At 65.2% G+C, this 18922-nt stretch carries 20 protein-coding genes; 13 read left to right on the top strand and 7 right to left on the bottom strand.

The genetic code is table 11. From position 1 onward, the window contains the following. Nucleotides 1-127: 127 nt before the first annotated feature. The 5 genes from efeO (Q6A47_RS10210) to Q6A47_RS10190 all read right to left on the bottom strand — a co-directional run bounded on the left by efeO (Q6A47_RS10210) (nt 128) and on the right by Q6A47_RS10190 (nt 5848). Nucleotides 128-943 (bottom strand): iron uptake system protein EfeO, encoded by an 816-nt coding sequence (gene efeO / locus Q6A47_RS10210; RefSeq protein WP_029614901.1) that lies wholly within the window; start codon nt 941-943, stop codon nt 128-130. Nucleotides 944-963: 20 nt separating this feature from the next. Beyond that, nucleotides 964-2274: an iron uptake transporter deferrochelatase/peroxidase subunit gene (gene efeB, locus Q6A47_RS10205; RefSeq protein WP_304484234.1), complete on the bottom strand. Its 1311-nt coding sequence runs from the start codon at nt 2272-2274 to the stop codon at nt 964-966. Continuing rightward, complete coding sequence (gene efeO, locus Q6A47_RS10200; RefSeq protein WP_304484233.1) at nt 2271-3500, bottom strand: iron uptake system protein EfeO; 1230 nt, start codon at nt 3498-3500, stop codon at nt 2271-2273. The genes efeB and efeO (Q6A47_RS10200) overlap by 4 nt, the downstream gene beginning before the upstream one ends. Next, complete coding sequence (gene efeU / locus Q6A47_RS10195; RefSeq protein WP_304484232.1) at nt 3497-4336, bottom strand: iron uptake transporter permease EfeU; 840 nt, start codon at nt 4334-4336, stop codon at nt 3497-3499. The genes efeO (Q6A47_RS10200) and efeU overlap by 4 nt, the downstream gene beginning before the upstream one ends. Before the next feature lie 141 nt (nt 4337-4477). Beyond that, nucleotides 4478-5848: a GntT/GntP/DsdX family permease gene (locus Q6A47_RS10190; RefSeq protein WP_039577781.1), complete on the bottom strand. Its 1371-nt coding sequence runs from the start codon at nt 5846-5848 to the stop codon at nt 4478-4480. Between the two features lie 184 nt (nt 5849-6032). Here Q6A47_RS10190 and Q6A47_RS10185 point away from each other — a divergent pair, with 184 nt between their 5' ends. From Q6A47_RS10185 to Q6A47_RS10130, 12 genes are all read left to right on the top strand, one after another. Further along, nucleotides 6033-6542, top strand: a complete 510-nt coding sequence (locus Q6A47_RS10185; RefSeq protein WP_304484231.1) for a peroxiredoxin — start codon at nt 6033-6035, stop codon at nt 6540-6542. Nucleotides 6543-6591: 49 nt separating this feature from the next. Then, nucleotides 6592-6750 carry a hypothetical protein gene (locus tag Q6A47_RS10180; RefSeq protein WP_162889530.1) on the top strand — a complete coding sequence of 53 codons (159 nt, stop codon included), beginning with the start codon at nt 6592-6594 and terminating at the stop codon, nt 6748-6750. Then, nucleotides 6747-7067 (top strand): hypothetical protein, encoded by a 321-nt coding sequence (locus tag Q6A47_RS10175; RefSeq protein ID WP_029614894.1) that lies wholly within the window; start codon nt 6747-6749, stop codon nt 7065-7067. Before Q6A47_RS10180 ends, Q6A47_RS10175 begins: the two co-directional genes overlap by 4 nt. A gap of 476 nt (nt 7068-7543) precedes the next feature. Then, nucleotides 7544-8221: a thermostable hemolysin gene (locus tag Q6A47_RS10170; RefSeq protein ID WP_304484230.1), complete on the top strand. Its 678-nt coding sequence runs from the start codon at nt 7544-7546 to the stop codon at nt 8219-8221. Further along, the gene (locus Q6A47_RS10165) at nt 8211-9674 is read left to right on the top strand and encodes an AMP-binding protein (RefSeq protein ID WP_304484229.1); all 1464 of its coding nucleotides are present in this window, start codon (nt 8211-8213) and stop codon (nt 9672-9674) included. The genes Q6A47_RS10170 and Q6A47_RS10165 overlap by 11 nt, the downstream gene beginning before the upstream one ends. 8 nt (nt 9675-9682) lie before the next feature. After that, the gene (locus Q6A47_RS10160) at nt 9683-10363 is read left to right on the top strand and encodes an iron-containing redox enzyme family protein (RefSeq protein ID WP_304484228.1); all 681 of its coding nucleotides are present in this window, start codon (nt 9683-9685) and stop codon (nt 10361-10363) included. Beyond that, a complete protein-coding gene (locus Q6A47_RS10155) occupies nt 10350-11156 on the top strand; it encodes an SDR family oxidoreductase (protein WP_116888298.1) in 807 nt (268 codons plus the stop codon). The genes Q6A47_RS10160 and Q6A47_RS10155 overlap by 14 nt, the downstream gene beginning before the upstream one ends. Then, on the top strand, nt 11153-11794 hold the full coding sequence (locus Q6A47_RS10150; RefSeq protein ID WP_039577800.1) for a tetratricopeptide repeat protein: 642 nt from the start codon (nt 11153-11155) through the stop codon (nt 11792-11794). The genes Q6A47_RS10155 and Q6A47_RS10150 overlap by 4 nt, the downstream gene beginning before the upstream one ends. Nucleotides 11795-11797: 3 nt before the next feature. Further along, nucleotides 11798-12460 carry a response regulator gene (locus Q6A47_RS10145; RefSeq protein WP_039577803.1) on the top strand — a complete coding sequence of 221 codons (663 nt, stop codon included), beginning with the start codon at nt 11798-11800 and terminating at the stop codon, nt 12458-12460. Then, nucleotides 12457-13839 (top strand): sensor histidine kinase, encoded by a 1383-nt coding sequence (locus Q6A47_RS10140; protein ID WP_304484227.1) that lies wholly within the window; start codon nt 12457-12459, stop codon nt 13837-13839. Before Q6A47_RS10145 ends, Q6A47_RS10140 begins: the two co-directional genes overlap by 4 nt. Beyond that, entirely contained in the window at nt 13836-14186 is a 351-nt protein-coding gene (locus tag Q6A47_RS10135) for a DUF7079 family protein (protein WP_304484226.1), read from the top strand. The genes Q6A47_RS10140 and Q6A47_RS10135 overlap by 4 nt, the downstream gene beginning before the upstream one ends. A gap of 63 nt (nt 14187-14249) precedes the next feature. Next, nucleotides 14250-15434 (top strand): DUF2252 family protein, encoded by a 1185-nt coding sequence (locus Q6A47_RS10130; protein WP_304484250.1) that lies wholly within the window; start codon nt 14250-14252, stop codon nt 15432-15434. A gap of 45 nt (nt 15435-15479) precedes the next feature. On the opposite strand, the gene Q6A47_RS10125 is transcribed toward Q6A47_RS10130, so the two are convergent. Together Q6A47_RS10125 and Q6A47_RS10120 are read right to left on the bottom strand one after the other, a co-directional pair. After that, a complete protein-coding gene (locus Q6A47_RS10125; RefSeq protein WP_039577813.1) occupies nt 15480-17063 on the bottom strand; it encodes a rhodanese-related sulfurtransferase in 1584 nt (527 codons plus the stop codon). Beyond that, a complete protein-coding gene (locus tag Q6A47_RS10120) occupies nt 17060-17668 on the bottom strand; it encodes a cysteine dioxygenase family protein (RefSeq protein WP_116888302.1) in 609 nt (202 codons plus the stop codon). The genes Q6A47_RS10125 and Q6A47_RS10120 overlap by 4 nt, the downstream gene beginning before the upstream one ends. Nucleotides 17669-17966: 298 nt before the next feature. Between Q6A47_RS10120 and Q6A47_RS10115 the strand changes: the two genes are divergently transcribed. Beyond that, on the top strand, nt 17967-18920 hold the full coding sequence (locus Q6A47_RS10115) for an ABC transporter substrate-binding protein (RefSeq protein WP_304484225.1): 954 nt from the start codon (nt 17967-17969) through the stop codon (nt 18918-18920). The last annotated feature ends 2 nt before the right edge of the window (nt 18921-18922 follow it).

The raw sequence follows: 18922 nt of genomic DNA, 5'->3' as shown, positions 1-18922 counted from the left end.
GAGCAAGCGGTTTTTGCCCCCTTTTTTCCAAGAAAAAAAGGGGGTCGCCGTAAAGGCGAAAAGGTGACCCAGCCTCACCAAAGCCAATGGATAATCACGCCACCCAAGCCCACCTAAACCACCCAGCTCAATTCAAGCCCAACTTCCCCCGCAACGTCGAAAGATCCTCAGCCAAGGTATTGACCGGCCCAATCATGGCCTTGCGATCCCGCTCAGCAACTTTGTCATAAGCCTGGAACCCGCCGTCAGCCGTCTTGTACTTGGCCAGCAACCCATTGACCGTCGCAAAGTTCTTGTCAACTTTGGCGACAAACCCCTGATCTTGCGCCGCCAAATGCGTCCGGAACAGCTCGAAAATCTTCTGCGCGCCGTCGATATTGCCCTGGAAGTCGTACAGATCGGTATGGCTGTAGCGATCTTCCTCTCCCGAAACCTTGGTCGCCGCCACTTCCTCGAGCAGCGCCGCCGCCCCACCCACCACTTTCTCCGGCGGGAAGGTCAAGGTGGCGATGCGGTTCTGCAGGTCTTTGACATCGGCGATGAGTTTATCGGCAATTGCCCCCTGGCCCTGGGTCGTATGCTGGTCGAACAGCGCATATTCCAGGCGATGAAACCCGGTGAAATCCTCGGCAGCCACGCCTTTTTCGTGATCGTCCACCCGTGAGTCGATGGCCGCGTCGAGGTCGCTGAACAACTCGGCGATCGGTTCGATCGTCTCGTAGTTGACGCGGGTGGTGGCATACAACGCCTGGGCCTTGGCCAGATCTCCCTGCTTCACCGCCTGGGTGAACAGCTGGGTGTCGCTGACCAGTTGATCGACTTTCTCGGTGACGTAGATCTTGTAGTCCGAGACTGGCTGGACCAGGGTCAGCGGATCCACCGTGGCGGCATTGGCCAGCAGCGGGGCAACAGCGAGCAGCAGGGCGAGACGGGTGTTGTTCATGGTGTGCGTCCTGGTCCAGGTCATACGGGTTTGTAAGAGGCGGCCGCGCCGAGCAGCGAACGGCCGATGAAGTCCTGCGCGTGCGTCACGCCCGGCAGGACGAAGAAATAGCCACCGCCCACCGGCTTGATGTACTCCTCCAGCGGCTCGCCGTTGAGGCGGTTCTGCACTGTGATGAAGCCTTTTTCCAGGTCGGCCTGGTAGCAGATGAACAGCAAGCCCATGTCCAACTGACCGTTCTTGCCGACGCCTGAGGAATAGTTGAACGGGCGGCGCAGGATCAGGTTGGCCTGGCTGCCGGCATCGCGTGGGTTGGCCAAGCGAATGTGGGAGTCGAGTCGCGTCAGCTTGCCGTGCGGATCTTTCGGGTAGTTCGGTACGTCGGTTTCGCGCTGACCGTCCATGGGCGCACCGCTGGTCTTCTTGCGGCCGAAGATCGATTCCTGCTCTTGCAGCGGCGTACGGTCCCAGCGCTCGACCAGGTTGCGGATGATGCGCACCACTTGATAGCTGCCATGCGCAGCCCAAGCCGGCTCCTGACCCGCACCGACCCAGACCACACGATCCATCAGGCCCGCGTCGCTGGAGTCCGGGTTGGCCGAGCCGTCACGAAAGCCCAGGAAGTTGCGTGCACTCTGTTCGGGGTCGCCGGCCTTGTGCGGTGCCTGGGGCGGCACCGAGCCTTCCTGCTTCCAGCGCACGTAGAGCAGGTCCGGCAAGGTCTTGATGATGTCGCGCAAGGCGTGGATGTTGGTGTCCGGCGAGTTGGAGCAGAACTGCAGGCCCAGGTCGCCGTGGCAGCGCTCGGCCTCCAGGGCGTCGTTGGGAAAGCCGCTCATACGGCTCAAACGCACCGGTTTGGCAGCGGCCAGGCCATAGCGGTCGTCGAACAGCGATTCGCCGACCGACACGGTGATGGTCAAGTTGTCGGGCGTGACCACTGGACCCAGGATGCCGGAGTCGACCGGTGGCAGCTTGGGGTCCACCTGCGGCACCGGGCCTCCGGCCATCAGGAAACGGATGCGCTGCTCCAGCGTGCGGAACAGCCGTTCGAGGTCCTCGGCGTTCTGCGCCAGCACATCGAAGGCAACGAACATGCCCGCCGTCGGGCGCGGCGTGACGATGCCTGGCTGGTGGGCACCGAGCCAGGTCTTGCGTTCCTGGGTGCGGTCGCTGTGCGGGGCCTCGGTGACCTTGGCCGGGGAGGGCGCGGCCAGGGCAGTGCCGCTCAGCCCGGCGCCGGCGATGGCCACCCCGGCGGCACCCAGGCCTGCCAGGAGGCGTCGACGTTGTGGGCAGAGCGGGGCGTTGGCGGTGTCGCGGTCGGTCATTGGGGGCTCGCTTGTGTCGGCAAATCGTCCAGTCCCAGTGCGGGATTCAGGGCCGTGATGGCATTGGCCAGGTGCTGGGCGCCTTCGGCAATCTGCTGCCTTTGCGCGGGCGTTACCTGGTCGTAAGGCAAGAACTGGTCGTCGCTGCGCAGCGCCTTCAGTTGCTGGTCGAACTGGGCCATGGCGGCGTCGACGGCTGCCAGGGAGGCGGAGGCGTTTCGGGCCAGCAACGGACGCAGCAGGTCGATCACCTTGCGCGCGCCTTCTAGGTTGGCCGCGAAGCCGGGCAGATCGAGGTGGCTGTAGCGTTCTTCTTCACCGCTGCTGCGGCTCTGCGCCAGGCTCTGCAGGTTGCGCACCACCGCGCCGGTGAATTGCGCTGGCGCGATGGACTGGGCCAGCAGTTGCGTCTTGAGTTCGCTCAGGTCGAGGGTCAGGGCTTGTGCGACCGGCTCCAGGCCAGCGCTGCTGCGCTGCTGGAACAGGCCGTATTCGAGGCGGTGAAAGCCGCCGAACGCCGGGTCCTGCTCGCGCTGCTCGAAGTAGTCGGCGCGCGCGTTGATACGGTTGTCCAGCTCGCCCAGGCGCTGGCTGGCCCCTGCGATGCGCTGATAGATCAGTCGCGCCTGCGCATAGGCGGTCTGCGCCTGTTGCAGGTCGCCCGCTTGGATCGCCTGCTGCAGCGCCGCCCCCGCGCGTACTAGCGCCGAGCCCTGGCTGCTCAGGTAGACGCGGTATTCCGACAGCGGCCCGATGAAGGCGGTCAGGGTCGGGCGCGCCTGGGCAGCGGCCTCGGACGCGGCGGTCGGGGTGACGGTCAAGCTGCCGCGCGGGTTGCTCAGCAGGCCGCAGGTGATCGCGTAGCGGCCCGGCTGCAGGTTGGCGGTGATCACTTGCGACAAGCCCGGCGCGATGTTCTCGCGCTCCTCGATCACCAGCACGCCGTCGAGGATCTCCCATTCCACGGCACGCTGGGACTGGTTGACGATGCGAAAACGGTTGACTCCGGCTGCAACGCTCAGGTCGTTCGGCTCGCAGGCGTGGTCACGCAGCGTGACCAGAGTTTCCTGCCCGGCGCCAGTCGAACGCTTGGCTTGGGCTTGCTGGGCGGCGTAGTAGAACACCACGCCAGCGCCGGCCATCAGCAGCACGCTGCCGACCAGGGCCAGGCGCAGCAGGCGCGGGGAGGGGGGCGTGGCGGGCGGGCCGCCTTGATCACGGCTCATGCGGGGCCTTGTGCGTTCGAGGAGGACGGTGTGGCCTTGACCGGCCAGAAGAACAGCAGCAGCGCACCGATCAGGTAGAGCAGATAGGCGCCCAGCGTGCTGATGGTCGGGGTGGCCTGGTAGCCAAACATGCCGGCCAGTACCGAGCCGGTCGGCCCGTCCTGCGGCAGCACAGCGCTGCTGTCGAAGACCACCGCTTGCAGCCCGTTCCACACACCGGCCTCGTGCAGCGCTTGCACGGCATTGGCCAGGATGCCGGCGGCGACCACCAGGATGAACAGGCCGGTCCAGCGGAAGAACTGCGACAGGTTCAGGCGCAGGCTGCCCGAATACAGCGCCACGCCTATCAGAACCGCAACCAACAGACCCAGCAAGGCGCCCAGGGGCGCCGCGGGGCCGCTGCTCTGCTGGAACACGGCCAGCAGGAAGAACACCGTTTCCAGGCCTTCGCGGGCCACGGCGAAGAACACCATGCCGATCAGCGCCCAGGCCTGGTGCCGGGAGCCGGCCAGCGCGGCGTCGAGCGAGACGTGCAGGGCCTGCTTGATCGACCGCGCCACTTTGCGCATCCACAGCACCATGGCACTGAGCATCATCACCGCCGCCAGACCGACCACGGCCTCGAACAGCTCCTGCTGCTTCTGCGGAAATTCGCTGCTCATCAGCTCCAGGCCGGCACCGACCAGCAGCGAAAGCGCGATGGCCAGGAATACGCCGATCCACACAGCCGGCATCCACTGGCCGCGACCTGTCTGGCGCAAGTAGCTGGCGATGATGCCGACGATCAGCGCCGCTTCGATGCCCTCGCGGAGCATGATGAGGAAAGGAACGAGCATGATTCTCCCGGGATGACCGCTGGCGCGAATGAATAGGTCGCCGGCGAATCTACCTCAATGAGAATCATTAGCGCATGTGAAGAATATTTAACTTAGCAGGCGAAGCGAGTGGAGTACGGATGTACTCCTCGCCGGTCGATCTTACTGCAGCCATTGCCACAACAGCAGCGTGCCGACCAGCCCCACCACCGAAACGATGGTCTGCAACACCGACCACACCCACAGCGTCTGCTTGAGCTGCAAGCCGAAGTACTCGCGCACCATCCAGAACCCGGCGTCATTGACGTGGCAGAAGAACACCGAGCCTGCGCCGATGGCCAACGCCACCAGCGAACTCTGGGTGCTCGCCAGCCCCGTCATCAGCGGCGCCAGAATACCCGCCGTGGTGGTCGTGGCGACGGTGGCCGAGCCCGTGGCCTGACGCAGGGCCACAGCGATCAGCCACGCCAACAGCACGTACGACAGGTGGGCGCCACTGGCGACCTTGCTGATGGTGTCGCTCACGCCCGCTTCGAGCAGCGTCTGTTTGAGTCCCCCACCGGCCCCGATGGTCAGCAGCAACACGGCGATCGGTGCCAGGCTCTTGCGCAGCACGCCGCCGACCTGATCGCGCGCCATGCCGATCGACCAGCCCAGGCAGATCACCGCCGCGATCACCGCCAACCCCAGTGCGATCAGCGGCTCGCCGAGGAACTTCAAGGTCAGTGCCAGGCTGCTCTCGGGCGCCATGGCGACTTTGGCCAAGGTGCTGCCCAGCATCAGCAGCACCGGCAGCAGGATGATCAGCAGCGACATGGCAAAGCTTGGCTTGCGCCGAGTCTGCACCTTGGCGGTGAACAACTCGCCCAGTTCCGCAGGCTCCTCGACCTGCATACGCCGTGACAGCCAGATGCCGTACAGGGGACCGGCGAGGATCACCGCCGGTACCGCGATGCACAGGCCCAGCAGCATGGTCGTGCCCAGGTCGGCGTGCAGCGCGCTGACCGCGATCAGCGGGCCGGGGTGAGGCGGCATGAGGGCGTGCAGCGTGGTCATGCCGGCCAATGCCGGGATCGCCACCTTCAGCAGCGGTTGCCCGGACTGCCGGGCGATGACGAAGATCACGGGCACCATTAGCACCAGGCCCACTTCGAAGAACAGCGGCAGGCCGATCACCATGGCCACCACGGCCATGACCCAGGGCAGCGCTTTACCACGGGCATGGCGCAACAGCGTCGAGGCGATGCGGTCGGCGGCACCGGACTCGGCCATCAGCGCGCCGAGCATGGCGCCCAGGGCGATGATCATGCCGGCCTCGCCCAGCAGGCTGCCTGCACCCTTGGCGAACGCCTTGGCCACGGCTTCCGGCGGCAGGGCAGCGCCCAGGCCGGCGACGAAGGTGCCGATGAGGATGGAGAGAAACGGCGGCAGCTTGGTGAGACTGATCAGCACCACGATGCAGGCGATGGCAGCCCCGCAGCAGATCAGCAGGCGGGTGTCGTGGGCGAGCCACGCGGCGTGTGAAAGATCCAAGGCAAACCTCTTCTTGTAATGTCTTGTTACGAGCTCCGAAAACTATAACGCAGCCATTCATATAGATGACTAGCGCGGTGGGCTATTTGCGGGTCCGGTGCATGAAAGATTTTTTACAAAGCCCAGGTGCGTCAAACCTGATACAAACGCACCTGCCTCACTTCTCTTCCCAGGAATCTCAGCGATGATCGAACATGGCGCCATGCTCCCTGATGTCACCCTTTATCAATACAGCGAAGGCGAGGGCGGCTGTGCCATCGGCCCGAATGCCTTTTCGCTGCGCGAGCGCTGCGACCAGCGCAAGCTGCTGATCTTCGCGCTGCCGGGCGCGTTCACCCCGACCTGTTCGGAGCGTCATGTGCCGGGGTATGTCGCGGCCGCGCCGGAACTGTTCGCCGCCGGTATCGACGAGATCCTTTGCGTCTCGGTCAACGATGCCTTCGTCATGCAGGCCTGGGGTAAGAGCCTGCAGGTGGGCACTGCCGTGCACATGATCGCCGACGGCAATGGTCAATTCACCGAGGCCCTGGGCCTCGGCCAGGACCTGTCCGCACGGGGCATGGGCTATCGCTCGCAACGCTACGCGCTGCTGGTGGACAACGGTGTGGTCCGGCACTTGGCGGTCGAGGCGCCGGGCAAGTTCGAGGTCAGCGACGCGCAGACGCTGCTCGCCGTGGTGCGCGCCCGCGACTGAACGACGGGCCCGGCCGCGACTCCAAGCTCGCAGCAACGGAGGAATCACCATGCAGCCAGAAACCGAAGGTCTCGAAGAACAAGGCCCGAGCCGTGTGCCTTTCATCAACGACCCACGCAAGCCAGCCTCGCCGGCATTGAATGACGCTGACGAGGCCGACGACGCGGACCTTGTCGAAGACGACAGCGAAGACGATCAGTATCGGTGAAGTATCCCACCACGCCGGATGGCCGCTATTTCGTGGTCAAGGGGCGTCTATGGCGCTGCAGCGACCCGGCGTTGCCCGAATCACGCCGTGCGGCTTTGGTCAGCCAGTTGATGGCGGCGCGGCGTGCGGTCAGGCAAGCCCGCCTGGCCGATGACCCTGCTGCGCTGCGCAGCGCCCGCGCCGAGGTCGACGCCGCCAAGGTGGCGCTGGGCGAGCGAGGGCCGGTGTGGTGGGCCGATGGCAGTCCGGACTACAACCGCCGCAAGGTCGGCAACACCCCGTATGCCGCCTGGTACGACGAGCAATCACCGGAATGAAGTGCTCCATGCTTAAGCGGCTACTTGAGCTGAGCCAGATTGAATAGCAGCGCCGCCAATAACCAATAAGCCAGCAACCCATAGTCTCGCCTCTGAATGACGGCTTCGATCAACTGATTCACAGGTGACAGGAACGCGGTCAGCACGGCGCGCGGGTCATGCCACAACGCGTGCAGCCCGATCCATGCGTGCTTGACCCACTGCCGGGCGGCTGGAAGACGTCATCAGGCCGTAGAAGGCTGTCAGCAGCGCCGTGAGGGCGACGGCGAAGCGCAGCACCGCACTCCAGCGAAATCATCGGCAGTCAATGCGGGGTTTCCTGACATTTCCAATCCTTGGCGGGTACCCATGTAAGACAGCACGAGCGGGCGCCAAGATGCCACTTGCCCATGGCTTGTAAAGTCAGCCGGCACTTCAGACTCCTTTCAGATTCGCTGCCGATACTTCCCCCACACGCCGATCCCAGGGGGAGTCGCATGTCACATCTGCCATGGAGCACCTTGCTCCCGTTGTCTGTAGGCGGCCCCGCCGCCGCCTCTGCTCAGCTGACCCTGCACCTGGCCGCCGACGCCGGGCGCAGTGAGCTGGAGCAGTTCATCCATCAGTGCTTCGCCGACCGTCATCAGGCCGATGTGCAGCACTACCTGCCCGAGTTACTGGCCCTGCGCGACGCGTCCGGGCGCCTGATCGCCGCTGCCGGGGTGCGTCCAGCCAGCAGCGGTGCACTGTTTGTCGAGCGCTACCTGGACCTGCCTGTCCACCTGGCACTGGCGGATGTGCAGGGCGCTGTGGTGGAGCGCGGGCAATGGGTCGAGGTGGGCAACCTGGCCTCGGTCGACGCCGGCAGCGCCCGGCTGATGATCATCCTCATCACCTGGCTGCTGGCCGTGCGCGGGCTGCAGTGGGTGACGTTCACCGGGGCGGCGTCACTGGTCAACAGCTTCCGCCGCCTGGGGCTGCAACCCAGCGTGCTCGGCGTGGCCGATCCGCGACGCCTGGGTGACGAACACGTCCAGTGGGGCCGCTACTACAACCAGCGGCCCCAGGTGATGGTGGGCAACATTGGCCAAGGTTTCGCCGCGCTGGCGCGCATCGGGCTATTCCAACGCCTGGGACTGCCGCAGGTGGTCGAGGAATCCGGACATGCCGCATGAACTCGAGCGTTTCTGGCACAGGTTGAGCGTGCAAGCCCGTGACTGCCCGCACGAGGTGGCTGTGCAGGGGGCCGACGAGCGGGTCACCTGGGCGCAGTTGCGCGATGAAGTGGAGCGCCGTGCAGGCGAGCTGGAGCGTCAGGCGCCAGCCGCACTTATCCTGGCCTTGGACAACGGCCCGCAGGCGTTGCTCTGGGACTTGGCAGCGCTGTTTGCCGGCTGCCCGTGCGTTGTCATTCCAACGTTCTTCAGCCCCCAGCAGTTCGCGCATTGCGTGCAGCAGAGCGGCGCCACATTGGCGTTGGTCGATGAGGTGTGGACCGCTCAGCTACACAGCGCCGGTTTCAGCCGTACCGCTGCGTTCTGGCATCGCTCAGCACCCAGGCCGGTGACCTTGCCCGAAGGCACCGCGAAGATTACCTACACCTCCGGCAGCACCGGCCAACCCAAGGGCGTGTGCTTGAGTGCCGAGGCGATGCTGTGCGTCGCCCGGACCCTGGAAGAGGCCAGCCGCAACGCCTCGGCCCAGCGTTACCTGGCGGTGCTGCCGCTGGGGGTGTTGCTGGAGAATTTGGGCGTGTATGCCGCGCTCATGGCCAGTGCGTGCGTGCAGTTGTACCCGCAGGCGCAATTGGGCATCAGCGGCGCCACCCAGGTCGACTTCAAGCGACTGCTCAGCGCGATAGCCCTGAGCGGTGCACACAGCCTGATCCTGGTGCCGCAGTTGTTGTTGGGCCTGGTCACCGCCATCGAGCGCGGGTTGATGCCAGTGGGCGCGCTGCGGTTCGTGGCGGTGGGCGGCGCGCGGGTGTCCCAGGCGTTACTGGAGCGCGCCGAGGCGATTGGCCTGCCGGTGTATGAAGGCTATGGCCTTTCTGAGTGCGCGTCGGTGGTGGCCCTGAACAGACCCGGCGCGTACCGCATGGGCAGCGTCGGCAAGCCCTTGCCGCACGTGCAGGTGCGCATCGCCGAGGACGGTGAAGTGCTGGTCGCAGGTTCGACGCTGCTGGGTTATCTGGGCGAGCCACCGCTGCACGCGTCATGGTGGGCCACCGGCGACCTTGGTTACCTGGACGCGCAGGGCTACCTGTACTTGAACGGGCGCAAGAAGCACCAGTTCATCACCAGCTTCGGACGCAACGTCAGCCCCGAGTGGGTCGAGGCCGAACTGACCCAATGCGGCGCCCTTGCCCAAGTGTTCGTGCACGGCGAGGGTTTGCCGCACAACGTCGCCTTGCTCTGGCCGCGGGACCCTGCCAGCAGCGATGCCGATATCGAGCAGGCCGTGCGGCAGGGCAATGCGCGCCTGCCGGACTATGCCCGTGTTCATCACTGGCGCCGCCTGCCCGAGCCGCTCGACAGCCACCTGCACACCCTGACCGCCAACGGTCGCCCGCGTCGCGAGGCGATTCTGGCGCGCTACCACCGCTTGCTATCCGACATTGCGTTGTGAGGTTCGCCATGGCTTTTTTCGACACCCTGCAGTTACAGACCGCCACGCAATGCGAGGCGCTGTTCGCCGTCCCGGTCATCCGCCAGGCACTGGCTGGGCAGGCCAGCCGCCACAGCTACATCGCCTTCCTGACCCAGGCGTACTATCACGTGCGCCATACCGTACCGCTGATGATGGCGTGCGGTGCCCGGCTGCCACGGCGCCTGGAATGGTTGCGCGGCGCGGTGTGCGAGTACATCGAGGAAGAATACGGCCACGAACAGTGGATTCTCGATGACATCAAAGCCTGTGGCGGCGACTGGGAGGCTGTGCGAGACGGCCGACCGGCGTTGCCCATCGAGCTGATGGTCGCCTATCTCTACGACCTCATCGCACGCGGCAATCCGGTGGGGTTGTTCGGCATGGTCAACGTGCTCGAGGGCACCAGCATCGCCTTGGCGACCCAGGCGGCCGGTACCTTGCAGCGCAGCCTGGAACTGCCCGACAGGGCATTCAGCTACCTGAGCTCGCACGGTGCCCTGGATCAGGAGCACATGGTCACCTACCGCACGCTGATGAACCGTCTGGAGCAGCCCGAGGACCAGCAGGCCGTGCTCGATGCGGCCAAGGTCGTGTACCACCTCTACACCGAAATGTTCCGCGGCCTGCCACTCAGCGAATCGCAGGGCGTACAGCATGCGCCTGCCTGACTGTGTGGTGATCCTGACCGGTGCCAGTGGCGGTATCGGCCTGGCCCTGGCCGAGCAGTTATGCGCGGCGGGGGCTCGGGTCCTGGCGGTCAGTCGACAGATGGGCGATTTGGCCGGGGTGCTCAAGCGCTACCCGCAGCACCTCACCTGGCACAGCGCCGACCTGCGCAACCCCAGCGGTCGCGACCAGGTGGTGCAACAGGCGCGAGCGCTGGGCGGTGTCAACGTGCTGATCAATGCCGCCGGGGTCAATCGCTTCGCCTTGCTCGACCAACTCGACGAACAAGCCCTGGACGAGTTGCTGGACATCAACCTCAAGGCGCCGCTGCACCTCACCCGTGCTTGCCTGCCGCTGTTGCGCGCCCAGCCCAGGGCGCTGGTGGTGAATGTCGGCTCGACCTACGGCTCGATCGGCTATCCGGGCTATGCCACCTACTGTGCCAGCAAGTTCGCCCTGCGCGGCTTCTCCGAGGCGCTGCGCCGGGAACTGGCCGACACCTCGGTGAACGTGCTGTACGCCGCGCCCAGGGCCACCCGTACACCGATGAACAGCAGCGCCGCCATGGCGCTCAATCATGCGCTCAAGGTCGGCATGGACGACCCCGTCGATGTCGCACGGGCCGTGCTCGACGCCGTGCAGAGCGAACGCAGCGAGCTGTACCTGGGCTGGCCGGAGAAGCTGTTCGTGCGCCTCAACAGCCTACTGCCAGGCGTCGTCGACCGTGCGCTGCGCAAGCAATTACCCATGATCCGTCGCCACGTCGACGGACACGCGAAGGAGTCGTTGAAATGAAGCGTCTGTTGCTCGCCACGCTGCTGGCGTTCTCATCCTCTACCTGGGCGCTGGACCCAGGCGGCGCGCAGCGGCTGGCCGACTTGCAGCAGCGCTGGGCGCAGATCCAGTACCAGACCCCCAAGGAGCAGCGCAGCGAGGCCTTCGAGAAGCTGGCCGGGGACGCCGCAACCTTCGTCCGGCAGTATCCGGGCGCGGCCGAACCGCTGATCTGGAACGGCATCGTCAACAGCAGTTGGGCCGGCGCGACCGGCGGGCTGGGCGCGCTGAGCAAAGTGAAGGCGGCGCGGGCCAGCCTGGAGCAGGCCATTGCCCTGGACGCCGGTGCTTTGCAGGGCTCGGCCTATACCAGCCTGGGCACGCTCTACGACCAGGTGCCGGGCTGGCCGATCGGCTTCGGCGACAGCGACAAGGCCGAAACCTTGTTGCGCCAGGCACTGCAAATCAACCCCAACGGTATCGACAGCAACTACTTCTGGGCCGATCATCTGGTTCGGCGCAAACGCTACGACGAGGCCCGCGTTGCGCTGAACAAGGCGCTGCAGGCACCGCCACGTCCGGGGCGCGAGCTGGCCGATCAGGGGCGGCGCAGCGATATCGCCGCGTTACTCAAGACCCTCGAGGACAAACAGGACTGATCTATGCGGCTGTTGCTGGTGGAGGACGATACGGCGCTGGGCGAAGGCATCTGCGATGGCTTGCGCCAGGAAGGTTATACCCTCGACTGGCTGCGCGATGGCGCCAGCGGCCTGCACGCCTTGCAGCACGAGACCTTCGACCTGGCTATTCTCGACCTGGGGCTGCCGCGCCTGGATGGCATCGAGGTGCTGCGGCGGGTGAGGGCGGGCGGTGACAACCTGCCAGTGCTGGTGCTCACCGCCCGTGACGCCACCGACGACCGTATCACTGGGCTGGATGCCGGTGCCGACGACTACCTGGTCAAACCCTTCGACCTCAACGAGCTCAAGGCCCGCCTGCGCGCACTGCTGCGCCGCAGTGCCGGGCGAGCACGGGTGCTGATCGAACACGCCGGGGTGAGCCTCGACCCGGCCACCCAGCAGGTGCACTACGAGGGCCGGCCGGTGGTGCTGACGCCCAAGGAGTACCGCCTGCTGCACGAGTTGCTGGCGCAGCCGGGCAAGGTCTTCACCCGCGAGCGGCTCACCCAGTTGCTCTACGGCTGGGACGAGGAACCGGAGAGCAACACCCTGGAAGTCAACGTCTACCAGCTACGCAAGAAGCTGTTCAACGGCTTGATCCGCACCGTGCGCGGCATCGGCTACCTGGTGGAGGGCAAGGCATGAGTTCGCTGCGCCAGCGCACGCTGTGGCGGGTGATGTTGCTGCTGGTGGTCGGTACCAGCCTGTTGGCGTTGTACAACTACCATGACAGCCGCCATGAGATCACCGAGATCTACGACGCCCACCTGGCGCAGAACGCGCGGCTTCTGCAGGGCGTGATGAGCCTGCCGGTGGAGGAGGGCAGCCGGACCTCGCTGTACCAGGCCTTCAACGACGCCCTGAGCCAGGCCGGCCGGCACCGGGTGGGCCATCCCTATGAAAGCAAGCTGGCGTTCCAAGTCTGGGATGACGCCGGCACGCGCCTGGTCAATACCCCGAGTGCACCGGTGCTGACACCGCTGCCGGTGACCCCAGGCTTCTCCGAGATCGTGGTCGATGGCCAGTGCTGGCGCGGCTTTGTGCTACCGGTGCCGGCGCGTCACTGGGTGATCTGGGTCGGCGAGCGCGAGGATGTGCGCTTCGACCTGATCGACCGCATCGTGCGCCATACCTTGTTTCCGTTCCTGATCGGCAGCCTGGCCCTGGCCCTGTTGGTCTGGGCCGCCATCGGCTGGGGTCTGCAACCGCTGCAGAACATGGCCAATGTGATTCGCGCACGGCATGCGCAATCGCTGGAGCCGCTGCAACTGGTGCCGCTGCCCTCGGAGCTGGAGCCGATGCAGGCGGCGATCAACCGCTTGCTGGCGCAGATCGACGATTTGCTGCGCCGCGAACACCGCTTCATCGCCGATGCGGCCCATGAAATGCGTACGCCGCTGGCCATTCTGCGTCTTCACGCGCAGAACGCCGAAGCCGCCACCAGCGAGGCCGAACGGCAAAAAGCCCTGGGCTTCCTGATCGGTGCCGTGGATCGCCTCACGCGGGTGGTCAACCAGCTGTTGACCCTGGCACGCCTGGAACCGCGCCTGGGCCAGCGCGTGGACACGCCGATCGACCTGGGCGAGGTGGTCACCGAGACCTTGGCCGAATTGACGCCCTGGATTCTGGAGCGTGGCCAGGAACCGTCGTTGCAACTCGATGAGGGCGATCACCTGGCCACGGTCGATGCCGGCGTGCTGGGCATCGCCTTGCAGAATCTGGTGGCCAATGCCGTGGAGCACTCGCCACCGGGCGGACGCATCTGCGTTTCGCTGCAGCAACGCGGTGGGCAGCTCGAACTCCGTGTGGAAGATGAAGGCCCCGGTATCGAAGAGGCCAGCCTGACGCGCGTGTTCGAACGTTTCTACAGCCGCAACAGCCCGAACGGGGCAGGGCTGGGACTGTCCATCGTCGCGGCCATCGTCGAGCGCCTGGGCGGTCAGGTACGCCTGGAAAACCGAGCCGAGGGCGGGCTGGCCGCCATCCTGTCGATTCCGCTGGCGAGCACAGGGGGAGCCTCATGAGCACCGTTGACGCGGATCGACTGCGGGTGTGGCAAGCCTTGTCGGAGTTCTTTCTGGACACCGATGTCGACCTCAGTTTCGACGGGGTCGTGCAGCGTCTGGCCCAGAGTGGCTACACGCCTGACCAGGTGCAGAGCATCTTGTGGAACGAGGTTTATCCGGTTCTGCACAGCAATCTGCAGTCCATGGCGGGCGAGTGGGCAGGATGGTCGGACGCGTTTCTCCAAGCCCACCTGGTGGTGCGCCCTTATTCGCCAGGTATGCCAGCCAGAGGACGGATCGGTGCCGAAATCTCGCGATGCTGGGACGAAGTGCTGACGCGATGGGCACGCCTGAAGACCTCTTGAAACATTTCGGAACAACTGTGTCAGATTGACGTCAATTTGATATCGCCTGGATCCGAGATGTCCATGAAACTACCGCGCCCCTCAGACCGTATCGACACCCTCACGCAATTGCGCAACCTCAAGATGGCCCGGTCGGCGCATGCCTATGTGCGTGGCAGCACCGTGCAGTTCTACGACTGGCTGCACAGTCAATCCGGGCGCCGCCTGCCCAGCGGGCCGGCGGTGTGGATCTGCGGTGACTGTCACGCCGGCAACCTGGGTCCGACCGGGGATCTGAAGGGCCGTATCGACATCCACATCCGCGATCTCGACCAGACCGTGATCGGCAATCCAGCCCATGACCTGGTGCGACTGGGCCTGTCGCTGGCCACCGCCGCACGCAGCTCGGACCTGCCGGGCGTGGTCACTGCGCGCATGCTCGAGGAGATGATGCAGGGCTACGCCCAGGCCTTCGAACAGAACGATGACGAAGAGCCCGAGCGGCCGGCGCAGGTCAAGGCTGGCATGCGCACCGCCGTGCGCCGCACCTGGAAACACCTGGCCCGCGAGCGCATCGAGCGGGTGCGTCCAAGCATTCCGCTGGGCAAGCATTTCTGGCCGCTGTCGCGCGAGGAAAAGACGGCGGTGCGCAAGCTCTGCGCCTCGGACGACATCCACACCCTGGTGACCTCGCTCAAGGGCCGTAGCCCGGAGGACCGCGTGGAACTGCTGGACTCGGCCTACTGGGTCAAGGGCTGCAGCTCACTGGGCCTGCTGCGCTACGCCGTGCTGATGGCGGTTGGGGAGGGCGACGACCAGGAGTTCTGCCTGTTGGACGTCAAGGAAGCCATCGCCGCCGCCGCCCCACGCACCGCCCGTGCCTCGATGCCACGCGACAATGCCCGGCGCGTGGTCGAAGGTGCTCGGCATCTTTCGCCGGGCCTGGGCAACCGCATGGTGGCGGTGCGCATGCTCGATCATGGCTTCTTCGTCCGTGAGTTGCTGCCCCAGGACATGAAACTGGAACTCGATGAGCTCAGCGAGCAGGAAGCACGCCGGGCCGCAGGGTATCTGGCCCGTGTGGTGGGCCATGCCCATGCCCGGCAAATGGACCTGAGCACGCGCGCGGCCTGGATCGAGGAGTTGCAACTGCACCGTTCCGAGACGCTGGATGCGCCGTCGTGGTTGTGGAGCAATGTGATTCAGTTGGTGGGCAGTCACGAGCAAGGGTATCTGGCGCATTGCAGGCGGTACGCGTTGGAGCATTGATGGGCAGGCGATCTCGTCTCTTGATTACCCATGGAGGGGGCTTGCTCAGAGCACCTTGAAATGATGGGTGGCGTCGCGTTCGAGTTGGGCGATCAAACCGAATTCCCAGTCCAGATAGCCCTGCATGGCTGCGCGTGGATTGTCCGTCCCTTCATAGGGCCGCTGGTAACGGTCGCTGCGCGCTACCGCCAAGTGCGTTTCGCCGCTCTGCAGCGGTTGTCCGGCTGCGATCCACTGTGCGGTGCCGCCTTCGAGCACATGCACCGGGATGCGGGTCAGGGCTTGCAGGTCGGCTGCGGCAAAACGGGCCAGCAGGCTGCTGCCGCACGTCAGTACATAGCGGCGCGCCTGTGGCAGCCTTTCCAGGGCTTCGGCCAATTGAGCGCGGATCACCCAGTGTGCGCCGGGTATGTGGCGGTTGACGTAGTTGGCGCTGGTGGTGAAGTCCAGGACGACGGTGCCATCCTCCTGCAGCCAGTCGGCCAGTTGCTCGACGTCGATCGAATGGACGGCAGGCCGCTCGGGCAGCGGTGGCTGCCAGGGACCGGTGGCGCTGAAGTCTGCGCGGGTCAAGCCGTCGAGCACTGCGACCTGCCAGCCCATCTGTGCTAGCCATGAAGCGCTCATGTTCGCGCGCACACCGTCGTCATCCACCAGTACGACCCTCGCGCCACGGACACTGGCGACATGGTCGGTTTCCTGCACCAGTTGCCCGCCGGGCACCGAGCGGCTGCCGGGGAAGTGACCGGACTCGTACTCTTCGGGCGTGCGCACATCGAACAGGTAGGTAGTGCGCGTTTCGTCGCTCTGCCATTGCGCCAGCAGGCTGCGATCGAGTCGTTGCACGCCTGCACGCTCGGCCAGGGCACGTGCCCGTCGGGCGGCGTCGAGGCGCGTATCGTCACCGACTTCGGCGAAGCGACGTGCCTGACCATGGGCCAGTGCTTGTCCCGCCAACGTCCAGCCGATGGTGCCGTTGCGCAGGGCTGCGACCGGATTGGCAATGCCTGCGTTGATCAGTGACTGGGTACCAATGATGCTGCGCGTGCGTCCGGCGCAGTTGACGATCACCTGGGTGGACGGATCGGGTGCCAGTTCCGCCACGCGCAATACCAGTTCGGCGCCGGGTACGCTGATGCCGCCGGGGATGCTCATGGTCTGGTACTCGTCGAACCGCCGCGCATCGAGCACCACCACATCGGCTCGTGCCTCAAGCAACGCCTGGACGTGCTCGGCCGCCAGCGATGGGGTATGGCGCACCTGCTCGACCAGTTCGCCGAAAGCCTTGCTCGGCACGTTGACGTCACGGAACAGCTCGCCTGCGGCGGCGCGCCAGCCCTCAAGGCCACCGTCGAGCAGCGCGACATCGCGGTAGCCAAGGGCCAACAGCCGCTGCGCAGCGACGCCAGCCAGTCCTTCACCGTTGTCGTAGACCGTGATGGGTGTGTCCAGACGCGGCACGCGAGCGAACACCTCAATCTCCAGTTTCGACAGGGGGATGTTGGCGGCGAACAGCGGGTGGCTCTGCGCGAACGGGTCTTCTTCGCGGACGTCGAGCAGCGCCAGTTCTTCGCGAGCCAGCAGCGCGCGGCGAATGTCATGGGGGTGGCGGGTGGCGAGGGTGCTCATGGGGCAGGGTTCTCTTTGGACAGGTCCCAGAGGTTGGGAAGGTGAGTGTTGGAGTAGCCGGAAATGAAGGTTTTTTCGCTGCCATCGTCGCTGTATACCGCGCGCTTGACGGCGCCAATGTTGCCGCCATAGACATGGATGCTGATCGAGACCCGGTCGTCGTAAGCGTTGCTGACCCGATGGATGTCACCAATTCGCGGCGAGACGGCTTCCACCTGGCCCGGCAGCAGACGCACTGCGGCGCCATGGGGCTGTAGCGCGCCCTGGGCATCTCGCACGAAGCCCTGCGCCCATTCCGCGCCGCGCAACATGCCGATCAGCCCCCACACGCGGTGGTCGTGGATCGGTGTGCGCTGCCCAGGCCCCCAGACGAAGCTCACCACGCAGAAGCGCTGGCGCGAATCGCAGTGCAACAGGTACTGCCGATAGCGCTCGGGATCGGGCTGGGCGAGTTCGTCAGGCAGCCAGTCGTCATGGGCGACCAAGTCGGCCAGCAGGCGTTGGCCTCGGTCGAGCAAATCCGCCTCATCAGGGCGTCGATCGATCAACTCGGCCAGGTTCTCGATGAAGTGGCGCAAGCGCTCCGTACGCACAGGCTGGGTCATGGTTGAGATTCGACTTCAAATGAGGGATGAGCACGACCCTAGCAAAATGCCCCGCTATTCTCAAAATGCAGAATAATCATAAGCTAATATGAAAATAGTGCATTTACAGATACCTCTGTACTGTTTTGAAATGGCTTAAACACAAGGGTATGAGCTTATGCCAAGCGTGCATTTCACAGCCCGCAGATGCTGGTTTAGCTTATAAGAAGCACCAAGCCTATACCCTAACGCTATAAAACCTGGCGTAGACCGCACGCGCGGATCGCCTCACTGCCTTCACTGGTATTCGGAGACGACCGTGCGCTATATCAAACACTTGGCTGCAACGCTGCTGGCCACCACCTTCAGTCTGGCCGCCAGCGCCCAAACGCTGGTGGTCGGCGATCAGAGCTATAACGCCCGCGCGGTAATGGAAGCGGCTGGCGTTCTGGAAAACCTCCCTTATAGCCTGGAATGGAAGCAGTTCACCGCAGGTTCGCCAGTGGCTGAGGCGCTCAATGTCGGCAGCCTCGACATCGGCCTGCTGGGTGACGCCCCGCCGTTGTTCCTTGGCGCACTGGGCGCGCCGATCAAGATCATTGCGGTCAGTCGGCAGAACCTCGAAGGCGTGGCCATCCTGGCGCGCAAGGATTCGCCGATTCACAGCCTGCAAGACCTGCGCGGCAAGCGTGCAGCGATCTGGAAGGGCTCGTGGAGCCAGCAACTGCTGTTCAGTGCCCTGGACAAGGCGGGCGTCCCGCGCGATGCCGTGGAATTGCGCTACCTCAGCGCCCTGGACGCCTCCCATGCCTTGGACGGCGGCTCGGTGGACGTGATTGCCACCTGGGAGCCCTATGTCACCCAGCAGGAGCGCCAAGGTGCTCGCGTGTTGGCCACGGCCGAAGGCGTGATCCCTGCGCAGAGCTTCGTCGTGGCCAACAGCAAGGCCGTGGACCACAAGCGCGCACAGATTGCCGACTTCCTGCAGCGCCTGAGGAAGGCCCGTGACTGGGCCCTGAGCGAGCCGGCCCACACCGAGGCCTATGCCGATGCCTGGGCCCAGCGCACTCGCGCCGATCGCGATATCGCCCGGACCTGGTTTGCCCGCGCACGCACCGACCTGGCACCGCTGAACCCTCAGGTCATTGCCGATGCGCAGAAGACCGTGGATTTCTTCGCCGGCCTCGGCCTGATCAAGGCCTACCCAGCGGCGAGCCTGTTCGATACCTCCTTCGCAGCCGCCTTGCAGGCGTCCGCTGCGAAGGGCCAGTGAAA

Source organism: Pseudomonas boreofloridensis (assembly GCF_030580795.1).
Lineage (GTDB): Bacteria > Pseudomonadota > Gammaproteobacteria > Pseudomonadales > Pseudomonadaceae > Aquipseudomonas > Aquipseudomonas boreofloridensis.
This window is presented reverse-complemented; position numbering and strand designations above follow the sequence as displayed.